The organism is Pseudomonas sp. VA159-2, assembly GCF_024126635.1.
In the GTDB taxonomy this organism is placed as follows: domain Bacteria; phylum Pseudomonadota; class Gammaproteobacteria; order Pseudomonadales; family Pseudomonadaceae; genus Aquipseudomonas; species Aquipseudomonas muyukensis.
Genome location: NZ_JAMYBV010000008.1, coordinates 84,190 through 106,504, shown reverse-complemented (window position 1 = coordinate 106,504; position 22,315 = coordinate 84,190). Strand labels below are relative to the sequence as shown.

The window sequence follows — 22,315 nt, the reverse complement described above, 5'->3', positions numbered from 1 at the left end:
CGGACTTGAAAAAGCCAGCGATTGCCTTCATCTTGTGTTTCAAGCCTACCGGATTGGATCGATCGAATGACTGACACCCGTAACGGCGAGGACAACGGCAAATTGCTCTATTGCTCCTTCTGCGGCAAAAGCCAGCACGAAGTGCGCAAGTTGATTGCCGGCCCCTCGGTATTTATCTGCGACGAGTGCGTCGACCTGTGCAACGACATCATCCGTGAGGAGGTGCAGGAAGCCCAGGCCGAGAGCAGCGCGCACAAACTACCCTCGCCGAAAGAAATCAGCGGAATCCTGGACCAGTACGTCATTGGTCAGGAACGCGCCAAGAAGGTGCTGTCCGTAGCGGTGTACAACCACTACAAGCGCCTGAACCAGCGTGACAAGAAGGGCGACGAAGTCGAACTGGGCAAGAGCAACATCCTGCTGATCGGGCCGACTGGCTCGGGCAAGACCCTGCTCGCCGAGACGCTCGCGCGCCTGTTGAACGTACCGTTCACCATTGCCGACGCCACCACCCTGACCGAAGCCGGTTACGTGGGTGAGGATGTCGAGAACATCATTCAGAAACTGCTGCAAAAGTGCGACTACGACGTGGAAAAGGCCCAGATGGGCATTGTCTACATCGACGAGATCGACAAGATCTCGCGCAAGTCGGACAACCCGTCCATCACCCGTGACGTCTCGGGCGAGGGCGTGCAGCAGGCATTGCTGAAGCTGATCGAGGGCACCGTGGCCTCGGTACCGCCGCAGGGCGGTCGCAAGCACCCGCAACAGGAGTTCCTGCAGGTTGATACCCGCAATATCCTGTTCATCTGCGGTGGCGCGTTCTCGGGCCTGGAAAAGGTCATCCAGAACCGCTCCACCAAGGGCGGCATCGGCTTCAGTGCCGAAGTGCGCAGCAAGGAAGAAGGCAAGAAAGTCGGCGAGTCGCTGCGTGAGGTCGAGCCGGACGACTTGGTCAAGTTCGGCCTGATCCCGGAATTCGTCGGCCGTCTGCCGGTCCTGGCGACTCTGGACGAGCTGGACGAGGCTGCATTGATGCAAATCCTCACCGAGCCGAAGAACGCCTTGACCAAGCAATACGCCAAGCTGTTCGAGATGGAAAGCGTCGACCTCGAGTTCCGCAGCGATGCGCTCAAGGCCGTTGCCCGCAAGGCCCTGGAGCGCAAGACCGGCGCCCGTGGCCTGCGTTCGATCCTCGAAGGCGTGCTGCTCGACACCATGTACGAGATTCCTTCGCAGAAGGAAGTCAGCAAGGTGGTCATCGACGAGAGCGTCATCGAAGGCACGTCGCAGCCGCTGTTGATCTACGAGAACAGCGAGCCGCAAGCCAAGGCTGCCCCCGACGCCTGATCGGGCAAGGGTAGCGTGATGAAAGGGGGCCTTCGGGCCCCTTTTTGCATTTCATGGACTCGGCGCTTGTAATTTACCGGGGCTGCCCCCACATTAGCCCCAAGCACCATTTCCAAAGGTTTCCGGCCACAAGGCCGCTGTAGAGGCGAAATCATGAAGACCACCCTCGACTTGCCTCTTCTGCCATTGCGTGACGTTGTCGTCTATCCGCACATGGTCATCCCGCTGTTCGTGGGGCGTGAGAAGTCCATCGAGGCCCTTGAGGCCGCGATGACGGGCGAAAAGCAGATCCTCCTGCTGGCCCAGAAGAATCCCGCCGATGACGATCCAGGTGAAGACGCCCTGTATCGCGTGGGCACCGTCGCTACCGTTCTGCAACTGCTCAAGCTGCCCGATGGCACCGTCAAGGTGCTGGTCGAGGGCGAGCAGCGTGGCGCGGTCGATCGCTTCAACGAAGTCGACGGCCATATCCGTGCCGAAGTCAGCCTGATCGACGAAACCGAGACCGCCGAGCGCGAGTCCGAGGTGTTCGTGCGCACCTTGCTGTCGCAGTTCGAGCAGTACGTGCAGCTGGGCAAGAAAGTCCCGGCCGAGGTGTTGTCCTCGCTCAACAGCATCGAGGAGCCCGGGCGCCTGGTCGACACCATGGCTGCACACATGGCGCTGAAGATCGAGCAGAAGCAGGAGATCCTCGAGATCGTCGACCTGGCCGCGCGTGTCGAACACGTGCTGGCGTTGCTGGATGCCGAAATCGACCTGCTGCAGGTGGAGAAGCGCATCCGTGGCCGGGTCAAGAAGCAAATGGAGCGCAGCCAGCGCGAGTACTACCTGAACGAGCAGATGAAGGCCATTCAGAAAGAACTCGGCGATGGCGACGAAGGCCACAACGAAATCGAGGAGCTGAAAAAGCGCATCGATGCCGCCGGTCTGCCGAAGGATGCCCTGGCCAAGGCCCAGGCCGAGCTGAACAAGCTCAAGCAGATGTCGCCGATGTCGGCCGAGGCCACGGTGGTGCGTTCCTACCTGGACTGGCTGGTGCAGGTGCCGTGGAAGGCCCAGAGCAAGGTGCGCCTGGATCTGGCCAAGGCCGAGGAAATCCTCGACGCGGACCACTACGGCCTGGAAGAGGTCAAGGAGCGCATCCTTGAGTACCTCGCCGTGCAGAAACGGGTGAAGAAGATTCGTGGCCCGGTGCTGTGCCTGGTCGGCCCGCCTGGCGTGGGCAAGACCTCGCTGGCCGAGTCGATCGCCGCAGCCACCAACCGCAAGTTCGTGCGCATGGCCCTCGGTGGCGTGCGTGACGAGGCCGAGATTCGCGGGCACCGCCGTACCTACATCGGCTCGATGCCGGGGCGGCTGATCCAGAAGATGACCAAGGTTGGCGTACGCAATCCGCTGTTCTTGCTCGACGAAATCGACAAGATGGGCAGCGACATGCGCGGCGATCCGGCCTCGGCGTTGCTGGAGGTGCTCGACCCCGAGCAGAACCACAACTTCAACGACCATTACCTGGAAGTCGATTACGACCTTTCGGACGTGATGTTCCTGTGCACTTCGAACTCGATGAACATCCCGCCAGCGTTGCTGGACCGGATGGAAGTCATCCGCCTGCCGGGCTACACCGAGGACGAGAAGATCAACATCGCGGTCAAGTACCTGGTGCCCAAGCAGGTCAAGGCCAACGGTCTGAAGAAGGACGAGCTGGAGGTCGATGTCTCGGCCATCCGCGACATCATCCGCTACTACACCCGCGAAGCCGGCGTGCGTGGCCTGGAGCGGCAGATCGCCAAGGTCTGCCGCAAGGTGGTCAAGGAGCACACCGGGCACAAGCAGGTGAAGGTCAAGGTCAGCGGCGAGCAGCTCGAGCACTTGCTGGGCGTGCGCAAGTTCCGCTATGGCCTGGCCGAGCAGCAGGACCAGATCGGCCAGGTCACGGGCCTGGCCTGGACCCAGGTGGGCGGCGAACTGCTGACCATCGAGGCTGTGGTCATCCCTGGCAAGGGTCAGTTGATCAAGACCGGCTCGCTCGGCGACGTCATGGTCGAGTCGATCACGGCCGCGCAGACCGTTGTGCGCAGCCGTGCCCGTAGCCTGGGGATCGCCGCAGATTTCCACGAGAAGCACGACGTTCATATCCATATGCCCGAAGGCGCCACGCCCAAGGATGGCCCGAGCGCCGGTATCGGCATGTGCACCGCGCTGGTCTCGGCGTTGACCCAGATCCCGGTGCGCGCCGATGTGGCGATGACCGGCGAGATCACCTTGCGTGGCCAGGTCCTGGCCATTGGTGGCCTCAAGGAAAAACTGCTGGCGGCACACCGTGGCGGAATCAAGACCGTGATCATTCCTGAAGAGAATGTTCGCGATCTCAAGGAGATTCCGGAAAATATCAAGCAGGATCTTCAGATCAAACCGGTCAAATGGATTGACGAAGTCCTCCAAATTGCGCTGCAATACGCCCCGGAGCCCTTGCCAGATGTGGCTCCGGAGATTGTCGCGAAAGATGAGAAGCGCGACGGCGATGCTAAGGAAAGAATCAGCACGCATTAGTACGTATTTCGCTGGAGGGCTTCGGTTGACAGCATTTTCGGCCCCTTGCTATAAAGCGGCACGCCAGTGTCAACAGGGCCACCCAGCGCAGGTTTCATAAGCTTTTCAATACATACTTAGAAACAAACTCAATAGTGATATAAGGGGACTTAGAGTGAACAAGTCGGAACTGATTGACGCTATCGCTGCATCGGCTGACATTTCCAAGGCTACCGCTGGCAAAGCTCTGGATGCTGTGATCGACTCCGTGACCGGTGCCCTGAAAGCAGGCGACGACGTCGTCCTGGTCGGCTTCGGTACCTTCTCGGTCAAGGAGCGCGCCGAGCGCACCGGCCGCAACCCGCAAACCGGCAAGGCGATCAAGATCGCTGCCGCCAAGGTTCCAGGCTTCAAGGCTGGCAAGGGCCTGAAAGACGCCGTCAACTAAGTCGTCTTTCAGCCGGCCCGGGCACGCCCGGGCCGACCGCGTGACGGCGGGTCGCAAACGTTCCCGCTGGCACGCTCGCTTCGAGAAGGCGCATCCACTGGATGCGCCTTTCTTCTATCAGGACTCTACCCACGCTCCGCGGTTGTCGACGCAGTGGTACAACCGTTTCTGGGGGACGCATGCTGCAGAATATCAGGGACAATTCACAAGGTTGGATTGCCAAGACCATCATCGGCCTCATCGTCGTACTGATGGCGTTGACCGGCTTCGAGGCCATTTTCCAGGCCGCCAGCCATAGCCAGGACGCCGCCAAGGTGAACGGCCAGACCATCAGCCAGAACGAGCTGAGCCAAGCCGTGGACATGCAGCGCCGCCAGCTGATGCAACAGCTGGGCAAGGATTTCGACCCCGCGCTGCTGGACGACAAGATGCTGCGCGAAGCGGCGCTCAAAGGGCTGATCGATCGCAAGCTGCTGTTGCAGGGTGCCGAAGACGCCAAGTTCGCTTTCTCCGAGGCCGCGCTGGATCAGCTGATCCTGCAGACGCCTGAATTCCAGGTCGATGGCAAGTTCAGCGCCGAGCGCTTCGACGCCGTTATCCGCCAGATGGGTTACGGCCGCATGCAGTTCCGCGAGATGCTCGCCCAGGAAATGCTCATCGGCCAGCTGCGCACCGGCCTTGCCGGCAGCAGCTTCGTCACCGACAAGCAGGTCGAGGCATTCGCCCGCCTGGAGAAGCAGACCCGTGACTTCGCCTCGCTGACCTTCAAGGCCGATGCGGCCGCGGTCAAGGTGAGCGATGACGAGGTCAAGGCCCACTACGACCAGCACGCCAAGGAATTCATGACCCCCGACCAGGTGGTCATCGACTACATCGAGCTGAAGAAGTCGGCCTTCTTCGACCAGGTCAAGGTCAACGAGGACGAGCTCAAGGCCCTGTACGAGAAGGAAATCGCCAACCTCGGCGAGCAGCGCCATGCCGCGCACATCCTGATCGAAGTCAACGACAAGGCCACCGATGCCCAGGCCAAGGCCCGCATCGAGGAGGTCCAGCAGCGCCTGGCCAAGGGCGAAGACTTCGCCAAGCTGGCCAAGGAGTTCTCCCAGGACCCAGGTTCGGCCAGCACCGGTGGTGACCTTGGCTTCGCCGGCCCTGGCGTGTACGACCCGGCCTTCGAGGAGGCGCTGTACAAGCTGAACAAGGACCAGGTGTCCGCGCCGGTGCGTACCGAGTACGGCTATCACCTGATCAAGCTGCTGGGCGTCGAGGCACCGGACGTACCGAGCTTCGCCAGCCTCAAGGACAAGCTGACCCATGAGCTGAAGACCCAGCAAGTGGAGCAGCGCTTCGTCGAGGCCACCAAGCAGCTCGAGGACGCCGCCTTCGAAGCGTCCGACCTGGCCCAGCCGGCCCAGGACCTTAACTTGAAGGTACAGACCTCCGCAGCCTTCGGCCGTGAAGGTGGCGAAGGCATCACCGCCAACCGCGCGGTGATCCAGGCCGCGTTCAGCGAGGAAGTGCTGGAAGAGGGCGCCAACAGCAACGGTATCGAGCTGGATCCGGAGACGGTGGTGGTCCTGCGCGTCAAGGAGCACCGCAAGCCCGAGCAGCTGCCGCTGGAAGCCGTGGCCAAGAACATCAGCGCGCACCTGGCCAAGGAAAAGGCGACCGCCGAGCTCAAGGCCAAGGCCGACACGCTGATCGCCGGCCTGCGCGATGGCTCGGTCAAGGCCGCCAGCCAGAACTGGAAGGTTCAGGAAGCGGCGACCCGCGGTCAGGACGGCATCGACCCGGTCGAACTGCAAGCCGTGTTCCGCCTGGGCAAGCCTGAGTCCAAGGACAAGCCGGTTTATGGCAGCGCGGTCCTGGGTGATGGCAGCCTGGTGGTCCTGCAGCTCAAGGGTGTCAACGAAGGCGCCGCGGCCACCGACGAGGAAAAGGCGCAGATCCGCCGTTACCTCGCTTCGCGTGCTGGTTCCCAGGACTTCGCGGCTTACCGCAAGCAACTGGAAGGCAGCGCCGACATCACTCGCTACTGAGTGTTGTCGCGATGACGAAACAGGCCGCTTATGCGGCCTGTTTCGTTTCTGATGTTCAAGACCTAGCGCTTAACCCTCCCCTGTAGGAGCGGCCTTGTGTCGCGAGAGGGGCGCGAAGCGGCCCCAGGGTTTCAGTGTTAACGCAGCAATCGCCGGGGGCGCTACGCGCCCCTTTCGCGACACAAGGCCGCTCCTACAGGGATCGCGCATAGCCGCGGCCTACCGCCGAACCCCCTCATGATTGTCCAGTGTATCGCGCGCAATCTCCCGGCCCAGGGCAATCAGCTCCGGCGCCTTGTAGAACTCGAAAAACCGGCACACCCGCTTGGGCACGTTGATCAACACGTCCGGTGGATACCCGGCGATCTTGTACTGCGCCAGCGACGTCTGCATCACTTCGAAGCTCTGGTTGATCAGGTCGAGCAACGACGCCGGGCCGACGTTGTCGACAATGAACGAACCGGTGGCCGACTTGGGCGCGCCTTCGCTCTGCGGCGCCGCTGCCGGTTGCTGGCCTTCCGGGTCGGCGTCCTCACCCAGCCAGGGGTTGGCTGGGGCGACGATCTCCTGCTCAAGACGCATCAACTGTTCGGCCGGCTTGCGCCGAAACGGCAGGCGCGAGCCCAGCGAACTGATCAGCGCATCGAAACGCATCTTGAACGCCGCCGGGCGCTCGATCACCGGCAACTGGTACTGCTTCTGGTTGGTGGCATTGAGGTTGACCGCGATGATCAGGTCGCAGTGGCTCGACACCACAGGCACGATCGGCAATGGGTTGAGGATGCCGCCGTCGACCAGCATGCGGTTGCCTTGCACCACCGGGGTGAACAGGCTGGGGATCGCCGCAGAGGCGCGCATCGCCTGGTGCAGGCAGCCTTCCTGGAACCAGATTTCCTGCTGGTTGGTGAGGTCGGCGGCGACCGCCGTATAGGGGATGCGCAGTTGCTCTATGTTGATCTCGCCGACGATCTTGCGGATCTGCCCGAATACCTTGTCGCCGCGGATAGCGCCTAGGCGGAAGCTGACATCCACCAGGCGCAGCACGTCGAGGTAGTCCAGGCTCTCGATCCAGCTACGGTATTCGTCGAGCTTGCCGGCGGCGTAGATGCCGCCGATCACCGCGCCCATGGAGCAGCCGGCGATACAGGCGATGTCGTAGCCGCGCCGTTCGATCTCCTCGATCACGCCAATGTGCGCATACCCCCGGGCCCCGCCGGAACCCAGTACCAATGCCACGCGTTTGCCCATGAGTCATCCCCCCTTGCCAGTGCAACCATGGTCCAACAATGCACCTGTTGATGCCTGTGCTTCAATGTAGTCCGCGCTGGACTACGCTAAGCAGGGCACTTTTCGTTTGCTTTGCCGTCGAACGGCGACCTTAGTTCTCTCCCTCGAGGTATTACCGATGAAAGTCTGGATCACCCTTCCACTGCTGGTGCTGGCCTTGGCCGGTTGCGCAGGCAAGACGGCCTACCGCGACAGCTGCGCGACCCAGCTCGATGCCGCCTGGAAGGAACTGGACCTGGCCAAGGCCGAAGGCTTTGCCGGCACCGTGAGTTATTCCAAGGCGCTGTCGCTGTTGACCGGGGCCAAGACCCAGCAGCAGTTCGAAGGCTTCGAAGGGTGTACCCACAAGGCCGAGAAGGCGCGTTTCTACATTCGTGAGTCCCGTGCAGGCCGTTGACCAGGGAGTGCTTCATGTCCGCAATGCTCGATCACGTGGTGGCCCAGGTGCTCGCCCTGCAGGTGGGCTTGCTGGCTTGCCGCGAGCGCCTTGGCGCCGATACCGACAGCGAGGCGCTGCACGCGCTGCGTACCACGCTGCGGCGGCTGCGTAGCTTGCTGCGGCCGTTGCGCGGCCTGCCGGGTGTCGAACAACTGGAGGGCGCGGCGCAGGCACTGGGCACCCTGACCACGCCGTTGCGCGACCGCGAGGTACTGGCGGCGCAACTGATCGGGCGCGGCCATGTGCAGGCCGGCGAGCGCCGCCAGGCGGGCAGGGCGCAGACCTTTGCCGATGTCGCGGCCAGCCCCCAGCTGGCCCGGGTGCTGGCGATTCTCGATGCCTTCCCGTTGTTCCTGCGTGCCGCCGGTCGTGAGGGCCTGGCGCGGCGCCTGGCCAAGCGTATCGACCAGCGCCTGGAAAAGCAGTGGCGCAAACTGGGCAAGGCCCTCGACGACCCGGCGCACGACCGCCATCGCCTGCGCCTGCTGATCAAGCGGGTGCGCTACGGCGACGAAGCCTACCCGCAACTCGACCATGCGAGGCGCAAGCTTCAGCGCTTGCTGAAAAAGGCCCAGGGCGATCTGGGTGATTGGCATGACCGCGTGCAATGGTTGCTGCAGGTACGCGAGCACGGTGACCTGGCCGGCTGCAAGGTGGCCTGGGAGCATGAGCTGCATGCTGCCCAAGGCAAGGCCGACGTCACCCTCGAGGCCTTGCGCAAGGCGGTGGCACGCCGTTAGTTCCGGTAAATGACCGAAATGCGGGCTGCCGCTGGCGTATTCGCTGGTTAAGATCGGGCTTTTCCCGCAGGAGCCCAGGCACATGAACTTTACCGAATTGTTGGCGGCGGCACGCGAGCATCCCGAAGCGCTCAGCGTGCCGGCTACGTGGGCCCAGGGGCGCGCGGTGTTCGGCGGCCTGATGGCGGCGCTGGTGCATGAGGCGATGCGCCAGAAGCTGGCGGATGACCGGCCGGTACGTTCCCTGGCCATCACCTTCGTCGGCCCGGCGGCGCCGGATGTGCCGATCAGCCTGGAGGTGGAAGTGCTGCGCGCGGGCAAGGCGGTCAGCACCTTGCTGGGACGCGCGGTGCAGGATGGCCAGGTGGTGACCCTGGTGCAGGGCAGCTTTGGCGCGGGGCGACCGTCGGCGGTGACGGTCGAGGCGCAGCCAGCGATGGCGCTCAAGCCGCTTGAGCAGGCCGCGCCCGAACTGCCCTACATCAAGGGTGTGACGCCGGAGTTCATGCGCCATGTGGCATTGCGCTGGGCGGTGGGCGGCTTGCCGTTCAGTGGCAACGACGCTCGCCACATGGGTGGCTGGGTGCGCCTGCGCGATGTGCCCGAGGGGCCGGTGGAAGTCGCGCACCTGCTGGCGCTGGTCGATGCCTGGCCGCCAAGTCTGATGCCGTTCCTCAAGCAGCCGGCCGCCGGCAGCACGCTGACCTGGACCATCGAGTTCGTGCAGCCGGTGGCGCAGTTGTCGACGCTCGATTGGTGCCGTTACGTCGTCGAGACCGAGCATGCGCGGGAGGGTTATGGGCATGCGGCCGCGGCGTTGTGGACGGCGCAAGGGCAGTTGCTAGCATTGAGCCGGCAGACGGTGACGGTGTTCGCCTGAGGTATCTGCGGCGAACTGATCGCCAGGCAAGCCCGCTCCCACAGGCGCCACTGGCGTGGGCGCGGGCTTGCCCCGCGATGCTTTCAATCAATGCCGGTGCTTGTGGCGTTCGCGCCAGGCCCGCCACCAGGCGCCGCTCAGCACGAAGCGCGGGAAGGTGATGAACTGCTCGGTGAGCAGGCGCTGCACGGCATCCTTGCGGTTGGCGAAGGGCTCCGGTTGCTCGGCTTCCAGGCGGTGCCCCTGGCGCTGCAGGCCCAAGCCCGCGAGCAAGGCGATGATGCCGACGGCGATCTGCGACAGGTCCAGGCCGAACACCCCCGACAGCACCAGCAGCGCGCCCAGGATGAACAGCGGCACGGCGATCAGGTGCAGCACCAGGTTGGTGGGGTGGCGGTGGTTGTGGTGGTAGCCGCGCCATTGCCAGGCGGGCAGGTTGGGCAGTCGTTTGCTCATGGACAGTTCCTCACAGACATGTCCAAAGCTTAGTGCGGCCCCCGGAAGGGGGCCAATCGAGGCTGGCTATGGTCGCCATAGCCGCGCGGGCTCAGAGTTTGAGTTGGCCGATGGCCTTGTTCAGCTCGCCGGCCAGGGTCGCCAGCTCGTTGCTGGTGGTGGCCGAGCCGACGGTCTGTTGCACGGTTTGCTCGGTGACGTCACGGATGCTCACCACGGCGCGGTTCATCTCTTCGGCCACCTGGCTCTGCTGCTCGGCGGCGACGGCGATCTGGGTATTGCTTTCGCGCATCTGCGCCACGGCGCTGGTGATCTCGGCCAGGGCTTCGTGAGCCTCGCGCGCCTGCTTGACGCAATCGTCGGCCTTGTACGAGCTTTCCTGCATGAAGTCCACCGCGTCGCGGGTGCCGGCCTGCAGGTCGGCGACCATGGTGGTGATCTCGTCGGTGGAGGTCTGCACGCGCTTGGCCAGGTTGCGCACTTCGTCGGCGACCACGGCGAAGCCGCGGCCCAGGTCACCGGCGCGGGCGGCCTCGATGGCAGCGTTGAGGGCCAGCAGGTTGGTCTGTTCGGCAATGCTGTGGATCACCCCGACCACGCCGTTGATCTTCTGGCTGTCATCGGCCAGTTGGCGAATCATCTCGGCGGTCTGCTGCACGCCGCTGGACAGCCCGGCGATCGAGTCCTGTACCCGGCTGACCACGGCCTGGCCGCTGCCGGCGAGGGTATCGGCGGTTTGTGACAGGTCTCGGGTGGCACCGGCATGCTGGGCGATATGGTGCACGGTGGCGGTCATTTCGTTGATGGCGGTGGCGGCCTGGTCGGTCTCGCTCTGCTGGCCGATCATGCCGTGACGCACCTCATCCATGCTGCCGGCCAGGCGCGCGGCACCGGAGTCGAGCTGGCCGGCGGTGCGGGCCACGGTGCTGACCACGCGGTGGTAGGTGGTCTGCATGGCGTTGAAGGCGCCGGCCATCTGCCCGACTTCGTCGCCACAGGCCAGCGGCACGCGGGCCGACAGGTCGCCGGTTTTCTCCACGTGCAGCATCACGTCCTTCAGGGTGTTGAGCTGGCTGAGCAGGAAGCGGATCAGCAGTTGCGAGGCACCGAGCATGGCCAGCATGAGGATCAGCACGCACACCGCATAATTGCTGAAACGGTCGAAATACACCTGGCGCAGGCTTGGCGACTGGGCCACCACCGCCAGGTGCGTGTCGCCCTGGCGGAACACCTGAGCACCGCGCAGCGGGTTGTCGCCCAGTATCCAGGCGCCAGGCAGCTCGACCCAGCCTTGGCCGTCGCGCAGGGCTTCGAGGGGTTCGCCGGCAAATTGCGGAGTCTGGCCGTTGCGCCAGCTGATCAGGTTGGCCTGGGTCGGCAGGGCCTGCCCGGCAGGCCAGGCGGCGAGCAGCTCGGCCTGGGCCTGGGCTTGCGCCTGGGCGCCGGTGGCGCGGGCCTGTTGTTCCAGGTACACGGCATAGAGCACCAGCATCAAGGTGGTGACGAAGGCCACCGCATTGACGGCCCAGAACTTGTACTTCAGGGAAATATTGCTAAGCCAGGCACCCATGGTAGGTCTTCTCTGAATTGGCGGAAACATTATTGGCAAGGTGCCATCATTGTGCCTGCCAGGGCCAGAGGGGGCGTTGATATGTGTCAAGAAACCTCAGGCAGGCCGAAGAACGCCCGGGCACAGGCGCTGGTGTGGGCGGCGGTGTGCGCAGGGTCCTCGCCACGGTGCAGGGCCACCTCGCGCAGCACCTGCGGGAGGTAGGCCGGTTCGTTGCGGCCATTTTTGGGCTTGGGGCGCAGGCTGCGCGGCAGCAGGTAGGGGGCGTCGCTTTCGAGCATCAGGCGGCCTTCGGCGATGTTGCCGACCAGTGGGTGCAGGTGGGTGCCGCGGCGCTCGTCGCAGATCCAGCCGGTGATGCCGATGTGCAGGTCCAGGTCGAGGTAGGCGAACAGCGCCTGGCGCTCGCCAGTGAAGCAATGCACCACGGCGCCAGGCAGGTGGTCGCGGTAGGCCTTGAGGATCGCCAGCAGGCGCTCGCTGGCCTCGCGTTCATGGAGAAACACCGGCAGGCCCAGTTCGGCGGCCAACGCCAGTTGCGCCTCCAGGGCTTTTTCCTGCTCGGGGCGGGGCGAGAAGTCGCGGTTGAAGTCCAACCCGCATTCGCCTACGGCCTTGACCCGCGGCTGGGCCAGCAGCTCGCGCAACTGGCGCTCGCTGCTGGCGTTCCAGTGGCTGGCGTCATGGGGGTGGACACCGGCGGTGCTGAACAGGCGCTGGCCAGGTTCGTCCAGGCGTTGGCACAGCGCCAGGGCTTGGGCGCTGACCTCAAGGCTGGTGCCGGTAAGGACCATCTGGGCCACGCCGGCCTGCACGGCGCGCTCGACGACGGCCGCCTGCTGGTCGTGGAAACTGCTGTTGGTCAGGTTGACGCCGATATCGATCAGTTGCATGGTGCTACCTCGTGCCGCGGGGCGGCCAGCATAGCAAAAACCGGGATTTCGCGAAAAACCCAAGAACTTCAACCGTTTGCCGTGGTCTTTTGCGGTCATTTATCACGGATCGATCACTGCGCATGGTGCCTGCCAACCGCCCTCGGACGCCTTCCTCGATGCTGCGAACCCTGCTGACCGTCCTGATGTTGTCCGGCCTGGCGCTGGCCGTGCCGGTGGCTGCCGGCCAGGCCGGGCCGCCGCAGCATGTACCGGCCGGCAAGGCCCGTGACCTGGCGCAGATCCGCAGCAGCAAGGTATTGCGGGTGTTGGTCAACCAGAGCCGTAACAGCTCCGGCGAGGTCAAGGGCGAGCCAGTGGGGGTCGAATACTACCGCCTGCGCGCCCTCGAGCATTACCTCAACGCACGGGTTGCCGATGGCCAGGAAATCGCCCTGAAGATCATCCCGCGAGCCAAGGAGCAGTTGCTGGGGGCGCTGCAGCGCGGCGAGGGCGACCTGGCCGCGCCCGGCGAACTGCTCGACCCAAGCCTGGTGCGCGGCGTCGACGCCAGCGCGCCGGTGGTCGACCGGGTGCCGTTGCAACTGGTCGGGCGCAAGGGCGGGCGCAGCTATAGCCGGGTCGAGCAACTGTCCGGGCGCACCATCGCCCTGACCAGCGCCAGCGCCGCCGGGCCGGCGATCCAGGTGATCAACCAGCAATTGGCGCTGCGCAAGCGCCCGCCGATCAAGGTCGAGTGGGTCGACCCGACGCTGGCGGTGGAGGATGTGCTGGAGATGGTCCAGGCCGGTATTTATCCGTTGACCGTGGTCGAGCGGCCGATCGCCCAGCGCTGGGCGCGGGTGATGCCGAAGCTGCGGGTGGACAGCAAGCTGCAACTGGCCCGGCCCGATGCCATGCGCTGGTACGTGCGCCAGGACGCGCCGATGTTTCAGGCCGCGGTGGATCGCTTTCTCGCCGGTTACCGGGCGCCGGACAACCAGGATGCCGCCTTCGAACGCATCTACCGGCGCCAGTACCGGGTGCACAACCCGTTGGCGCGCAAGGACCGCCAGCGCCTCGAAGCACTGCGTCCGGTGCTGCAAAAGCACGGCGGCGACCAGCAGTTCGACTGGTTGAACCTGGCGGCGCTGGCGTTCAAGGAATCCACCCTCGACCCCAAGGCGCGCGGCACCGGCGGCGCCCATGGCCTGATGCAGATCACCCCGTCGGCGGCGCAGCGGGTCGGGGTGAGCAATACCGCCACGGTCGATGGCAACGTCCAGGCCAGTGCCCGCTACCTGGCGATGCTGCGCCGCAAGTTCTTCGCCAGCGCGCAGCTCAACGAGCGCGAACGCATGGCGTTCATCCTGGCGGCCTACAACCTCGGCCCCGAGCGGGTCCAGGCCATGCGGGCCGAGGCCCGTCGCCGCGGGCTCAACGGCAACCAGTGGTTCTTCCAGACCGAGCGCGTCGCCATGGAGCAGGTGGGCATGGGGCCGGTGAACTTCGTCAATAGCGTCAACAAGTACTACCTCGCGTTCAACCGCGAGCGGGCTTCCCTGGAGCGAGTGGCCAAGCGCTAGTTAAATCTAATTTATCGATTGGTTTAACACGATAATTGCGATTTTCTTATTCGTTTAATTGATTAAGATGGCGCTCATCCAACCCACACCTGCTCATACCCAAGGAAGCAAAAGATCATGAACCACTCCCTCAAAGCCCTGTTCGCCACCCGCGCCGGTTATGGCCTGAGCGTCGTACGCATCCTGGTCGGCGTCATCTTCATGGCCCACGGCGCGCAGAAACTGTTCGGCCTGTTCGGGGGCTATGGCCTGGAAGGCACCGGCCAGTGGATGGAAAGCATCGGCCTGGCGCCGGGCTACCTGATGGCCTTGCTGTCCGGCAGCGCCGAGTTCTTCGGCGGCCTGGCCCTGGTGATCGGCCTCTTGGCCCGCCCGGCGGCGCTGGCGCTGGCGGTGACCCTGGTGGTGGCGATCTTCTCGGTGCACATCAATAATGGGCTGTTCATGTCCAACAATGGCTATGAGTTCGCCCTGGCGCTGCTGGCCGGTAGTGTCGCGGTGCTGATCGAAGGTGCCGGTCGTTTCTCTCTCGACCGCTTGATTGCCCGCTGATAGGGCTGCACGGCGCAAGCCACTGGCTTTGAGCTTGGGGCTTGCAGCTTGCGGCTAATCTGCTCTAGCATACCGACTGCGCCGATTTAAACAGCTACTTGCGGGGCGCAGGAGAAGCCCCTCTCGCGGCGCTCTCCGAAATACCGCTAAAGCGCTGGTTCGGTGACGCCTCCCACCGCTGCCCAGCGGGATCAGCGAGGCGGAGAGAGACTCCATGAGTTGCCCACGTACCAGTGTCTGCTTGACCCCCCTGGCCAAGAACCAGGCTTCCCGAACCCCGCGCATCCTGCTCGGCGGCCAGCATCAACCCACGCTTTTGCGCAACCTCGATGGTTTCTCCCGACGCAAGGGCCAGGCCTGTGCCTTTCTTATCCAGTTCGCCGATGATTGCGAACGGCTCGGCCAGTACGCCAACGATCGTTTCGACCTCGCGGTGATCCAGGCCCCCGAGGCCGAGGATGCCGCCGAAGTCATCGGCCAGTTGACCCGTATCGCCCGTCAGGGCCTGATCACCCGTCGTTGAGGCCGTGTCGCCGCAGATCGTTTTTCGTTAAGCTCGGTCATTCGCAGGGCGCTCGGCGCCCATCGAGGCACTGAGGAGACAGGCGTTGAGCACCAATATCATCACCACGGCAGGTCATCAGGCCCTGAAGCAGGAGCTAGACCATCTGTGGCGGGTCTATCGCCCGGAGATCACCCAGAAAGTCGCCTGGGCGGCCTCGCTGGGGGACCGCAGCGAGAACGCCGACTACCAGTACAACAAGAAGCTGCTGCGCGAGATCGATCGTCGCGTGCGCTACCTGCGCAAGCGCCTGGAAGACGTCAAGGTGGTCGAGTATTCACCGCAGCAGGAAGGCAAGGTGTTCTTCGGCGCCTGGGTGGAGATCGAAAACGACGACGGCGAGCAGCTGACGTTTCGCATCGTCGGCTACGACGAGATTCATGGGCGCAACGACTATATCTCCATCGACTCGCCCATGGCCCGGGCGCTGCTCAAGAAGGGGGAGGGCGACGAGGTGGTGGTGCACACCCCCACGGGTGAGGCGACCTGGTATGTGAACAGCATCCGCTACAACCTCTAGCTGGCGCAGAACTCGAGGCCGCTCCTACAGGAGAAGGCGTTAGCCCCGATCACTGCGTAAAGTTTCATTTTCAACCCTCACGCAACACCGCCAGCGGGCTGGCATTCAGGGCCCGCCGCGTCCCCACCACCCCAGCCCCGCCGACCAGCATCGCGCCGGCCACTGGCAGCATCAGCAACCATGGATGCGGCGCCCAGTGCAGGTCGAACGCATAGCGGTACAGCGCCCAGGTGATCAGCTCGCAGCCCAGCGCCGCCAGCACCCCGCTCAGCGCGCCCAGCAGGCCGAACTCGATGCGCCGCGCCTTGGCCAGCAGCGGCCGCGCCGCCCCCAGCGCACGCAGCAGGGCGCCTTGGCGAATGCGTTCGTCGAGTGTCGCCTGCAGGCCGGCGAACAGCACCGCCATTCCGGCCGCCAGCACGAACAACAGCACGTACTCCACCGCCAGCGTCACCTGGGCGAGGATGCTGCGCAACTGCCCGAGCAAGGCATCTACCTGCAGGATGGTCACCGCCGGGAAGGCCCGCGACAGCGCGACCACCTGCTGGTCGTGGCCCGGCGCCAGGTAGAAGCTGGTCAGGTAGGTGGTCGGCAACCCCTGCAGGGTGCCGGGTTGGAAGATCATGTAGAAGTTCGGCTGGAAGCTGTCCCAGTGCACCGTGCGCAGGCTGCTGACCCGCGCTTGGCGCTGCTGGCCGCCGATGTCGAAGGTCAGCAGGTCACCCAGCTGCAGGTTCAGGCTCTGGGCCAGCTCGGCCTCCACCGATACGCCGGGCATGCGCTCGGCGTCGGGTGCCTGTTGCCACCAGTCGCCCGCGCTCAAGGCATTGCCCTGGGGCAGCTCGGCAGCCCAGGTCAGGCTGAGGTCGCGCTGCACGGCGCGCTCGCCGGTCGACTCCTTGCTGACCCGTTGGCGCACCGGTTGCTCGTTGATATGGGTCAGGCGGCCGGGGATCACCGGGTACAGCGGTGCCGAGCTCGCGTTGATCTGCGCCAGGCGCTCGGCGAACGGCTGGCGGTCGTCGGCCAGGATGTTCAGGGCGAAGTGGTTCGGCGCGTCCTTGGGTAGCTGCGCCTGCCAGGTGTCGAGCAACTCGGCGCGCAGCAGGGCGACCAGGCCCATGGCCAGCAGAATCAGGCCGAAGGCCAGGGCCTGGCCCGCGGCGGCCAGGGGGTGGCGCAGCAACTGCCCAAGGCCCAGGCGCCAGGCCAGGGGCGCGCCGGCGAGCAGGCGGCGCAGGCTGCGCAAGCCGAGCAGCAACAGGCCGCCAAGCAGCAGCGCGGCGAGCAGGCCGCCACCGAGCAGGGCGAAGGTCAGCAGCAGGTCGAGGCTCAGCCGCCACATGATCAGGCCCAGGGCGAGCAGGGCAGCGCCGTATACCAGCCAGCTGCTTGGCGGCAACGGCAGCAGGTCGCGGCGCAGCACCCGCAGCGGCGGCACCCGCCCCAGGGCGGCCAGTGGCGGCAGGGCGAAGCCGACCAGCGCCACCAAGCCGGTGCCGATGCCGGCCAACGCCGGGACCAAGCCGCCCGCTGGCACCTGGCTGGGGAGCAGGCCGGCGAGCAGGTGGAACAGCCCCAGCTGCGCCAGCCAGCCGAGCAGGGCGCCCGCCAGGGCTGCCACCAGGCCCAGCGCGGCCAGTTGCAGGCTGTACAGGCCCAGGGCCTGGTGGCGCGACAACCCCAGGCAGCGCAGCAACGCGCTGGCATCCAGGCGGCGAGCGGCATAGCGGCTGGCCGACAGGGCCACGGCGACCCCCGCCAGCAGCACGGCCACCAGGCTGGCCAGGTTCAGGTAGCGCTCGGCCTTGCCCAGGGCGCCGCCGATCTGGCGGTTGCCGTCACGGGTATCGAGCAGGCGCTGGTTGGCGGCCAGGGTTTGTTCGGTGCTTTGTCGGTACTGGGCCAAGGCGTCCATATTGCCGCGCCACAAGTCGCGGTAGCTGACCCGGCTGCCGGGCTGGACGACACCCGTGGCCTGCAGGTCGCTGATATTCATCAGCACCCGGGGCGTCAGGCTGTAGAAGTTGCCGGCACGGTCGGGTTCGTAGGTGAGCACCCGGCTCATGCGCAGGGTTTTCATCCCGACCTCGATGCTGTCGCCGATGGCCAGGCCCAGCGCTGCCAGCAGGCGGGGCTCGACCCAGGCCTCGCCAGGGGCCGGGCCGCCGCCGGGGCGCTCCTCGCCATAAGGCGCTGGCGCACTGCGCAGTTGACCGCGCAGTGGGTAGGCCGGGTCGGCGGCCTTGATGCTCGACAGTTGGATACCGTTGTCGCCGCCGACCACGCTGGTGAACTCGACCACTCGCGCGTGCCCCAGGCCCAGGGCCGTGCCGCTGGCGACCTGCTGCTCGCTGGCCGGGGCACTGCCTTGCAGTACCAGGTCGGCGCCGAGGAACTCGCTGGCGCGCAACTGCATGGCGCCATTGAGGCGGGCGCCGAAGTAGCCAATGGCGGTGCTGGCCGCCACCGCCACCAGCAAGGCGAAGAACAGCACCCGCACCTCGCTGGCACGGGCGTCGCGCAGCAACTGGCGCAGCGACAGGGCGCACAGGCGCCAGAAGGACAGGCGGGTCATCAGGGCTCCAGGGGCGCCACCAGGCGGCCGGCATCCAAGCGGATCTGGCGCCGGCAGCGCTTGGCCAGGCGTTCGTCGTGGGTTACCAGCACCAGGGTGGTGCCGCGCTCCTGGTTGAGTTCGAACAAGAGGTCGCTGATGCGCTCGCCGGTGTGGCTGTCGAGGTTGCCGGTGGGCTCGTCGGCGAACAGCACCGCCGGTTGCGCGGCGAACGCCCGGGCAATCGCCACCCGTTGCTGCTCGCCGCCGGAAAGCTGGCGTGGCGTATGGCTCAGGCGCTTGCCCAGGCCGACGCGCTCGAGCAGGTCGCGGGCGTGCTCGCGGGCATCGCGGCGGCCGTCCAGCTCCAGCGGCAGCATGACGTTCTCCAGGGCGTTGAGGCTGTCGAGCAGCTGGAACGACTGGAACACGAAACCGACATGCTCGGCGCGCACCCGCGCGCGTTGGTCTTCATCCAGCGGGCCAAGGTCATGGCCGGCCAGCAGCACCTGGCCGGCGCTGGGGCGGTCGAGGCCGGCGAGCAGGCCGAGCAGGGTCGACTTGCCGGAGCCGGAGGCGCCGACGATGGCCAGGCTGTCGCCTTGGGCCAGGTCGAGCGACAGGGCGTGGAGGATGGTCAGGTCGCCTTCCGCGCTGGGGACCACTTTGCTAAGGTTCTGCGCAACGAGAATGCTGGGGCCCATGGAGAATCCGATGCGAATGTGGTGGTTGAGTGCCGGTCTGGCCCTGTGTTGCCTGGCCCAGGGCGCGGCGGCGGGAACATTGCTGGTCGTCGGCGATAGTATCAGCGCCGGTTTTGGCCTGGATACCCGCCAGGGCTGGGTCAGCCTGCTGCAACAGCAGTTGAAGAAGGAGGGTTTCGACGACCAGGTGGTCAATGCCTCGATCAGCGGCGACACCAGCGCAGGCGGCCAGGCGCGGCTGCCGGCGCTGCTTGCGGCGCACAAACCGGACCTGGTGGTGCTGGAGCTTGGCGGCAACGATGGCCTGCGTGGGCAGCCGCCACAACAATTGCAACAGAATCTTGCCGCGATGATCGACCAGTCCCGCCAGGCTGGGGCCAAGGTGCTGCTGCTGGGCATGCGTCTGCCACCGAATTACGGCGTGCGCTACACCACGGCATTCGCCCGGGTCTATGAGCAGTTGGCGGTCGACAAGCAGGTGCCCCTGGTGCCGTTCTTCCTCGAAGGCGTAGGTGGCGTGCCGGCGTTGATGCAAGCCGATGGCATCCACCCGGCGGCAGGCGCCCAGCAGCGGCTGCTGGAAAATGCCTGGCCGGCGATAAAACCCTTGCTGTGACGCTTTTATCGGGGGCCGCTTTCGGCTAATGTTGCGCCCCCCGTTTCGAGTGCCCCCGATGCCCCGCCCCGCCTGGTCCTTGTTTGCCTACCAACTGATCGAGCCCGATGAGCAGCTCGACCTGTTTGCCTGCCAGGAAGTCCGAATCCATCTTGCCGCCCGCCAGCTCGAACTGGGCGTGCCTGTCGATCGTACCCTGTGCGGCGGCCTGCTGCCGGCGCAGCCGCGCTGGTCTGGGGTGGAGCGGGCGATCTACCGCGACGAGCGCCTGTGCCCGCTGTGCCGGGCGATCCTCGATGCCCAGCGTCGTGGCATGCGCCCGGTGTGGCCGGAACTCTGAGTGCCTTTCATCATCTGAAACCCTTGCCGCCGGCCGATGCCTCCCGCTTGTATCGGCGCGGGTGTACAATCGATTCCCTTGACTGACCTTTCGAAGGATTTACCGGATGTTGCCGCGCTTTCCTGCCGTCACCCGTAGCCTCTCGCTGGCCGCCCTGTTGGCCGCCGGCCCCGCTGTTGCGCTGGAACTGCCGTTGCCGCCTCCCGGTGAGGACGTGGTCGGCCAGGTTCAGGTGATCAAGGCCAAGTACGAAGACACCTTCGCCGACATCGGTACCGCCAACGACCTCGGCTACCTCGAGATGATCGCCGCCAACCCGGGGGTCGATCCCTGGTTGCCGGGCGCCGGCACCGAGGTCATCCTGCCGACCCGCTACATCCTGCCGCCAGGTCCGCGCGACGGCGTGGTCATCAACCTGGCCGAGTACCGCCTGTACTACTACCCGAAAGGCCAGGGCGTGGTGTACACCTTCCCACTGGGGATTGGCCGTGAAGGCTGGGGCTCGCCGATCGCCAACACCAAGATCACCGCCAAGACGCCGAACCCGACCTGGACCCCGCCGGCCTCGATCCGCGCCGAGCACGCCGCCGACGGCGACATCCTGCCGAGCGTGGTGCCGGCGGGTCCGGACAACCCGCTGGGGCCGTTCAAGTTCACCCTGGGCGTGCCGGGCTACCTGATCCACGGCTCCAACAAGAAGTTCGGCATCGGCATGCGCACCAGCCATGGTTGCTTCCGCATGCTCAACAACAACGTGCTGGAACTGTCGAAGATGGTGCCGGTCGGTACCCCGGTGCGCATCATCAACGAGCCCTACAAGTTCGGCATCAGTGGCGGCAAGGTATACCTCGAGGCACACACGCCGCTGGACGACCATGGCAACCCGTCGGTGGTCGACAAGCACACCGCGGTAATCAATGCCTTGCTCAAGCGTGAAGACCTGGCCAACAACTTGCGCATGAACTGGGACATGGTCCGCGATGTAGTTGCCGCCGAAGATGGCATGCCGGTGGAAATCGCCGTGCCGGTGGCGGGGGGCAGTGCGCCGATGGTGTCGAGCATTCCGCCCGAACTGCAGTAAGCGATTCGCTACTTGCCCAAGGCCCGCCGCAGTGCGGGCCTTTTCGTTTGTGCCGGTCGGCCTGTGCGCGGGCAATAAAAAAGCCGACCCACAAGTGGGTCGGCTCCATAACAATCCGTGAGGATTATTACTTGCGGCTGGCTTTGTCCAGCATACGCAGAGCGCGCTCGTTGGCTTCGTCAGCGGTCTGCTGAGCCTTCTGAGCAGCTGCCAGAGCGTCGTCAGCTTTGCGGTAGGCTTCGTCTGCACGGGCCTGGGCGCGAGCTGCTGCGTCTTCGGTAGCAGTCAGGCGAGCTTCGGTTTCTTTGGATACGCTGCTGCAACCGGTAGCCAGAACTGCGGCCAGAGCCAGAGCAGAGAATTTCAGAACGTTGTTCATCGTGTTCCCCTTCAAGGACTTTCAATTAAAGAGCCATCTCTCGGAAAAGAGAAACTGGCCGGCGTACATAGTACCCATTACTTGTAGTAAGTAAACTGACTGAACGCAAGAACTGCAAAAAAAATGCTGCAAGACGGTGACGGCGACGGGGTTTGTAAAGAAAGTGTGAAAAAACCTGGCAGGGCGCGCAAGCTTCTGTAGTACGGGAACTTTTTTGTTGAACTAAGGGTGACTTTATAGGTCGCTCAGCGTCTTAGACCAAAGAACATTCAGCGGCTCTTGCAAGGCCAAGCCGGGGTCGGTAAACCCCGTTGCGGCTTTTTTACCCAGGTTGCTTGAGCAATCACGCCGGTGACGCCTACTATTTGGAGGTGCCACAGGGCGGCAGAACGATCGAGGTCGGGCTGCTGTCCAACGGGCTAGGGTGGTGTAGGGATTGCTGCGCCGAATAACCACAAGGGTAAAGGTCTGTAGAGCAGACCTGCGAGGAGTAGTGATGAGCGACACGCTGACCATCCACCATGACCAGGCCGGTCATCAGTTCGAGACCACCGTGGACGGTCACCGGGCTTACCTGACGTACATGGACCTGGGCAAGCAGACGCTGGACATCTACCGCACCTTCGTGCCCAACGCCCTGCGTGGCCGCGGGATCGCCGCCGCACTGACCGAGAAGGCCCTGGAATACGCTGAGCAGATGGGCTACACGGTAATTCCGTCGTGTTCCTATGTAGAACGCTACATGGAGCGCCAGCAGCGCCATTCAAGCAAGGCCTGAACGGGACGCACACGTGAAAACGCCGGGCAG

22 protein-coding genes are annotated in these 22,315 nt (G+C 64.8%); 15 read left to right on the top strand and 7 right to left on the bottom strand.

Features of this window, described 5'->3' with window-relative positions; genetic code table 11:
* Positions 1-66: 66 nt before the first annotated feature.
* The 4 genes from clpX (at position 67) to NJG22_RS10155 (ending at position 6,366) form a co-directional block, all read left to right on the top strand.
* The gene (clpX, locus tag NJG22_RS10170) at positions 67-1,350 is read left to right on the top strand and encodes an ATP-dependent Clp protease ATP-binding subunit ClpX (protein ID WP_217848526.1); all 1,284 of its coding nucleotides are present in this window, start codon (positions 67-69) and stop codon (positions 1,348-1,350) included.
* A 153-nt stretch (positions 1,351-1,503) separates the two neighbouring features.
* Positions 1,504-3,900, top strand: coding sequence for an endopeptidase La (gene lon / locus NJG22_RS10165; RefSeq protein ID WP_253094251.1), 2,397 nt, complete (start codon positions 1,504-1,506; stop codon positions 3,898-3,900).
* A 154-nt stretch (positions 3,901-4,054) separates the two neighbouring features.
* Positions 4,055-4,327: a nucleoid-associated protein HU-beta gene (gene hupB / locus NJG22_RS10160; protein ID WP_253094249.1), complete on the top strand. Its 273-nt coding sequence runs from the start codon at positions 4,055-4,057 to the stop codon at positions 4,325-4,327.
* A gap of 179 nt (positions 4,328-4,506) precedes the next feature.
* Positions 4,507-6,366, top strand: a complete 1,860-nt coding sequence (locus NJG22_RS10155) for a SurA N-terminal domain-containing protein (protein ID WP_253094246.1) — start codon at positions 4,507-4,509, stop codon at positions 6,364-6,366.
* Between the two features lie 219 nt (positions 6,367-6,585).
* Here the strand turns inward: NJG22_RS10155 and NJG22_RS10150 are convergent, their stop codons facing one another.
* Positions 6,586-7,614 (bottom strand): patatin-like phospholipase family protein, encoded by a 1,029-nt coding sequence (locus NJG22_RS10150; RefSeq protein WP_253094243.1) that lies wholly within the window; start codon positions 7,612-7,614, stop codon positions 6,586-6,588.
* Positions 7,615-7,771: 157 nt separating this feature from the next.
* Here NJG22_RS10150 and NJG22_RS10145 point away from each other — a divergent pair, with 157 nt between their 5' ends.
* The 3 genes from NJG22_RS10145 (at position 7,772) to NJG22_RS10135 (ending at position 9,712) form a co-directional block, all read left to right on the top strand.
* Positions 7,772-8,050, top strand: a complete 279-nt coding sequence (locus tag NJG22_RS10145) for a hypothetical protein (protein ID WP_217848521.1) — start codon at positions 7,772-7,774, stop codon at positions 8,048-8,050.
* 14 nt (positions 8,051-8,064) lie between these two features.
* A complete protein-coding gene (locus NJG22_RS10140) occupies positions 8,065-8,832 on the top strand; it encodes a CHAD domain-containing protein (protein WP_253094241.1) in 768 nt (255 codons plus the stop codon).
* Between the two features lie 82 nt (positions 8,833-8,914).
* The gene (locus tag NJG22_RS10135) at positions 8,915-9,712 is read left to right on the top strand and encodes an acyl-CoA thioesterase domain-containing protein (protein ID WP_253094233.1); all 798 of its coding nucleotides are present in this window, start codon (positions 8,915-8,917) and stop codon (positions 9,710-9,712) included.
* An 87-nt stretch (positions 9,713-9,799) separates the two neighbouring features.
* Here NJG22_RS10135 and NJG22_RS10130 read toward each other — a convergent pair whose 3' ends face one another.
* The 3 genes from NJG22_RS10130 to NJG22_RS10120 all read right to left on the bottom strand — a co-directional run bounded on the left by NJG22_RS10130 (position 9,800) and on the right by NJG22_RS10120 (position 12,631).
* Positions 9,800-10,168, bottom strand: coding sequence for an Mpo1-like protein (locus NJG22_RS10130; RefSeq protein WP_253094231.1), 369 nt, complete (start codon positions 10,166-10,168; stop codon positions 9,800-9,802).
* Positions 10,169-10,259: 91 nt separating this feature from the next.
* Complete coding sequence (locus tag NJG22_RS10125) at positions 10,260-11,738, bottom strand: methyl-accepting chemotaxis protein (protein WP_253094229.1); 1,479 nt, start codon at positions 11,736-11,738, stop codon at positions 10,260-10,262.
* Positions 11,739-11,824: 86 nt separating this feature from the next.
* On the bottom strand, positions 11,825-12,631 hold the full coding sequence (locus NJG22_RS10120) for a TatD family hydrolase (protein ID WP_253094227.1): 807 nt from the start codon (positions 12,629-12,631) through the stop codon (positions 11,825-11,827).
* Between the two features lie 158 nt (positions 12,632-12,789).
* Between NJG22_RS10120 and NJG22_RS10115 the strand changes: the two genes are divergently transcribed.
* From NJG22_RS10115 to greB, 4 genes are all read left to right on the top strand, one after another.
* The gene (locus NJG22_RS10115; RefSeq protein ID WP_253094225.1) at positions 12,790-14,196 is read left to right on the top strand and encodes a transglycosylase SLT domain-containing protein; all 1,407 of its coding nucleotides are present in this window, start codon (positions 12,790-12,792) and stop codon (positions 14,194-14,196) included.
* 114 nt (positions 14,197-14,310) lie between these two features.
* A complete protein-coding gene (locus NJG22_RS10110) occupies positions 14,311-14,748 on the top strand; it encodes a DoxX family protein (protein WP_217854025.1) in 438 nt (145 codons plus the stop codon).
* A 214-nt stretch (positions 14,749-14,962) separates the two neighbouring features.
* Complete coding sequence (locus tag NJG22_RS10105) at positions 14,963-15,271, top strand: hypothetical protein (protein ID WP_217848509.1); 309 nt, start codon at positions 14,963-14,965, stop codon at positions 15,269-15,271.
* Positions 15,272-15,356: 85 nt separating this feature from the next.
* Positions 15,357-15,830 carry a transcription elongation factor GreB gene (gene greB, locus NJG22_RS10100; RefSeq protein WP_253094224.1) on the top strand — a complete coding sequence of 158 codons (474 nt, stop codon included), beginning with the start codon at positions 15,357-15,359 and terminating at the stop codon, positions 15,828-15,830.
* A 70-nt stretch (positions 15,831-15,900) separates the two neighbouring features.
* Here greB and NJG22_RS10095 read toward each other — a convergent pair whose 3' ends face one another.
* Together NJG22_RS10095 and NJG22_RS10090 are read right to left on the bottom strand one after the other, a co-directional pair.
* Entirely contained in the window at positions 15,901-18,408 is a 2,508-nt protein-coding gene (locus NJG22_RS10095; RefSeq protein WP_253094223.1) for an FtsX-like permease family protein, read from the bottom strand.
* Positions 18,408-19,091: an ABC transporter ATP-binding protein gene (locus tag NJG22_RS10090; RefSeq protein ID WP_134690178.1), complete on the bottom strand. Its 684-nt coding sequence runs from the start codon at positions 19,089-19,091 to the stop codon at positions 18,408-18,410. Before NJG22_RS10090 ends, NJG22_RS10095 begins: the two co-directional genes overlap by 1 nt.
* A gap of 10 nt (positions 19,092-19,101) precedes the next feature.
* Here NJG22_RS10090 and NJG22_RS10085 point away from each other — a divergent pair, with 10 nt between their 5' ends.
* The 3 genes from NJG22_RS10085 (at position 19,102) to NJG22_RS10075 (ending at position 21,128) form a co-directional block, all read left to right on the top strand.
* Positions 19,102-19,707, top strand: a complete 606-nt coding sequence (locus NJG22_RS10085) for an arylesterase (protein WP_253094222.1) — start codon at positions 19,102-19,104, stop codon at positions 19,705-19,707.
* Positions 19,708-19,765: 58 nt separating this feature from the next.
* Positions 19,766-20,047, top strand: coding sequence for a hypothetical protein (locus NJG22_RS10080; RefSeq protein ID WP_217848504.1), 282 nt, complete (start codon positions 19,766-19,768; stop codon positions 20,045-20,047).
* Between the two features lie 106 nt (positions 20,048-20,153).
* Positions 20,154-21,128 (top strand): L,D-transpeptidase family protein, encoded by a 975-nt coding sequence (locus tag NJG22_RS10075; RefSeq protein ID WP_253094221.1) that lies wholly within the window; start codon positions 20,154-20,156, stop codon positions 21,126-21,128.
* Positions 21,129-21,255: 127 nt separating this feature from the next.
* Here the strand turns inward: NJG22_RS10075 and oprI are convergent, their stop codons facing one another.
* Positions 21,256-21,507: an outer membrane lipoprotei OprI gene (gene oprI, locus NJG22_RS10070; RefSeq protein WP_003259780.1), complete on the bottom strand. Its 252-nt coding sequence runs from the start codon at positions 21,505-21,507 to the stop codon at positions 21,256-21,258.
* A 496-nt stretch (positions 21,508-22,003) separates the two neighbouring features.
* Here oprI and NJG22_RS10065 point away from each other — a divergent pair, with 496 nt between their 5' ends.
* A complete protein-coding gene (locus NJG22_RS10065) occupies positions 22,004-22,285 on the top strand; it encodes a GNAT family N-acetyltransferase (RefSeq protein ID WP_217848501.1) in 282 nt (93 codons plus the stop codon).
* Positions 22,286-22,315: the final 30 nt, after the last annotated feature.